The organism is Saccharomonospora saliphila YIM 90502, assembly GCF_000383795.1.
GTDB lineage: Bacteria > Actinomycetota > Actinomycetes > Mycobacteriales > Pseudonocardiaceae > Saccharomonospora > Saccharomonospora saliphila.
Map to the genome: position 1 here is coordinate 223,173 of NZ_KB912656.1, position 2,476 is coordinate 225,648.

Here is a 2,476-nt window from a genome sequence, read left to right on the forward strand (position 1 = left end):
TGCGCCGGGTCCGTGCCGACCTCGCCGAGCTGACGGGCGTCACGGCCGAGCCGGTCGAGGCGTTGGTGACCCGCTGGGGCGGGGGACTGCCGCAGTACGGTCCGGGGCACGTCGAGCGCGTGGCGCGCCTCGAACGCGCCGTGGCCGGAGTTCCGGGGCTCGAGGTGGCGGGCGCCGCGCTGCACGGTGTGGGCATTCCCGCATGTGTGGCCACCGGGGACGCCGCCGCCCGGCGCCTGGTGGGAGCATGAGGACATGGCGCGTCTGAACTATCAGGAACTCAACGACACCATCCGCTACACGGCGTGGTCGGTCTTTAGGGTCCATCCCGGGACGCTTCCCGACGACCGTGGTCCCGCCGCCGCCGAGACGGCCGAGTACCTCGACGCGCTCGAGGGTAAGGGCGTCGTCGTGCGCGGGGTCTACGACGTCTCCGGGCTGCGGGCCGACGCCGACTTCATGATCTGGTGGCACGCCGAGTCCGCCGAACAGGTCCAGGCCGCCTACACCGGATTCCGCCGCACGCCGCTGGGCCGCGCGTCGGCCCCGGTGTGGAGCCAGTTCGCGCTGCACCGGCCCGCCGAGTTCAACAAGAGCCACGTGCCCGCGTTCCTGGCGGGGGAACAACCACGCAAGTACGTGTGCGTGTACCCCTTCGTGCGCTCGTACGAGTGGTACCTGCTGCCGGACGAGGAGCGCAGGGGCATGCTCGCCGCGCACGGGCGGGAGGCCCGCGACTATCCGGACGTGCGGGCGAACACGGTGGCCTCGTTCGCGCTCGGCGACTACGAGTGGATGCTGGCGTTCGAGGCCGACGAGTTGCACCGCATCGTGGACCTCATGCGGCACCTGCGCGCCACCGAGGCCCGCAGGCACGTGCGGGAGGAGACGCCGTTCTACACGGGCACCCGGGTGCAGCCGAGCGAGTTGGTGCTCTCACTGCCGTGAGGCAGCGCTGCGATCCGCCGTGCGCGGTGGTGGGGTGGGCCGAGGCGGCGACGGCCGGGCCGTGACTACTCGGCCGGGACCAGTCGCAGCGCGACCGAGTTGATGCAGTAGCGCTGGTCGGTGGGCGTGGCGTAGCCCTCGCCCTCGAAGACGTGGCCGAGGTGGCTGTGGCAGCTCGCGCACAGGACCTCGGTCCGCACCATGCCCAGGGAGCGATCCTCGCGCAGCAGCACCGCGTCCGAGTCGGCGGGGTCGTAGAACGAGGGCCAGCCGCAGTGACTGGCGAACTTGGTGGTGCTGCGGAACAGTTCTGCCCCGCACGCGCGGCATTCGTAGACCCCGGTGGTCTCGGTGTCGGTGTACTCACCGGTGAACGGCCGCTCGGTCGCCGACTCGCGCAGCACGGCGTACTCCTCCGGGCTGAGCCGGGAGCGCCACTCCTGCTCCGACCGGACGACGGTCGGGCCCGCCTCCGACGGACCGGCGTTCTCGGATGCGTGCGTACGAGACTCCATGCCCTCAGGCTACCCGCGCCGTGTGCGCTCCTCCGCGCTACCTCGCCAGCCACTCCAGCAGGTTGCCGAGCGTGTCCCACGCCGCCACGAGCACACCCGCGACGATCAGGAGCACGATGAGCACGGCCACCCACCAGCGCAGGCCACCCGCGCGGTTGCTGCCGTCGGCGAACTCGCCGACACCGCGCAGCGACGCCTCGATGGTGAACGCCGGTTCGCACCGCTGCATCCGGTCCAGGTGCGCGGCGAACTCGCGGGCCTCCGGGTCGTCCGGGTCGAGCCCGATGAGGTCGTCGTCGAAACGCGGGTGGCGCCCCGTGCCGGAATTTTCGGCCATGTCTCCACGGTAGGTCACGCGGGCCGCCCAGGCACGCACCTGCCACGCGCCGCGACACACGGTGGGCGCCGGGTCACAGCCGGTTGTTGTTCTCCGGCCTCGGATCGCCGTCGAGGACGAACTCGTCGTCGATCTCGTACACGCGCAGGTACATCTCCCGCAGGCCGTTGCCGAAGTCGACGTGCACCTGGATGTCGACCGAGCCGTCCGGGTTGTTCCTGCCCTTGTAGGCGGAGGCGTCCTGGATCGTGGTGATGTTCTTGTCCGCCCAGTACGCCTCGTACTCGCTCTCGGACCCGAACAGTGCCCGCGTCGTGTGGCTGAGCATGTCCCACGAGTCCTCGACGTCGAGGTAGTAGTCGACGACCGCCTGGCCAGCGGGCCCCCACTCGACCTCGGTGTCGGAGCCGCTGATCGTCGACGGAGGCGGCGAACTCGGGCTGGTCGGCTGGGAGGACGCCGCGCCGGGTCCCGGGTCGTTCTGGGCGTTGGTGCCGTCGTCGCCGTTGAGCACGACCACGAGCACCGCGGCGAGCACCAGCACCGCCGCGGCGACGCCGCCGAACACGAGCGGTTTGCGGCGGTGGGGGTGTTCCGGTCCGCCGCCGTGCGGGGACGCCGCGCCGGGTGTGGACGGGAAGGTGTGCGTGGGCGGCGGCTGATCGGGGGCGGGTTG

General features: G+C 71.5%; 3 protein-coding genes and 2 pseudogenes. 2 read left to right on the plus strand and 3 right to left on the minus strand.

Features of this window, described 5'->3' with window-relative positions; translation table 11 throughout:
• Both SACSA_RS22335 and hemQ read left to right on the plus strand, forming a co-directional pair.
• Positions 1 to 251: pseudogene (locus SACSA_RS22335) on the plus strand (protoporphyrinogen oxidase); the annotation flags it as partial.
• A 4-nt stretch (positions 252 to 255) separates the two neighbouring features.
• Complete coding sequence (gene hemQ / locus SACSA_RS0110050; RefSeq protein ID WP_019815544.1) at positions 256 to 948, plus strand: hydrogen peroxide-dependent heme synthase; 693 nt, start codon at positions 256 to 258, stop codon at positions 946 to 948.
• A 65-nt stretch (positions 949 to 1,013) separates the two neighbouring features.
• Here hemQ and msrB read toward each other — a convergent pair whose 3' ends face one another.
• The 3 genes and pseudogenes from msrB to SACSA_RS25985 all read right to left on the minus strand — a co-directional run.
• A complete protein-coding gene (gene msrB / locus SACSA_RS0110055) occupies positions 1,014 to 1,463 on the minus strand; it encodes a peptide-methionine (R)-S-oxide reductase MsrB (protein ID WP_019815545.1) in 450 nt (149 codons plus the stop codon).
• A 37-nt stretch (positions 1,464 to 1,500) separates the two neighbouring features.
• Positions 1,501 to 1,800: a hypothetical protein gene (locus SACSA_RS25980; RefSeq protein ID WP_019815546.1), complete on the minus strand. Its 300-nt coding sequence runs from the start codon at positions 1,798 to 1,800 to the stop codon at positions 1,501 to 1,503.
• Positions 1,801 to 1,873: 73 nt separating this feature from the next.
• Positions 1,874 to 2,476, minus strand: a pseudogene (locus tag SACSA_RS25985) (serine/threonine protein kinase); the annotation flags it as partial.

Bases quoted from the DNA above. Each gene is read 5' to 3' on its own strand.
- SACSA_RS25980 (WP_019815546.1), bottom strand. From the start codon at position 1,800: ATGGCCGAAAATTCCGGCACGGGGCGCCACCCGCGTTTCGACGACGAC.
- msrB (WP_019815545.1), bottom strand. From the start codon at position 1,463: ATGGAGTCTCGTACGCACGCATCCGAGAACGCCGGTCCGTCGGAGGCG.
- hemQ (WP_019815544.1), top strand. From the start codon at position 256: ATGGCGCGTCTGAACTATCAGGAACTCAACGACACCATCCGCTACACG.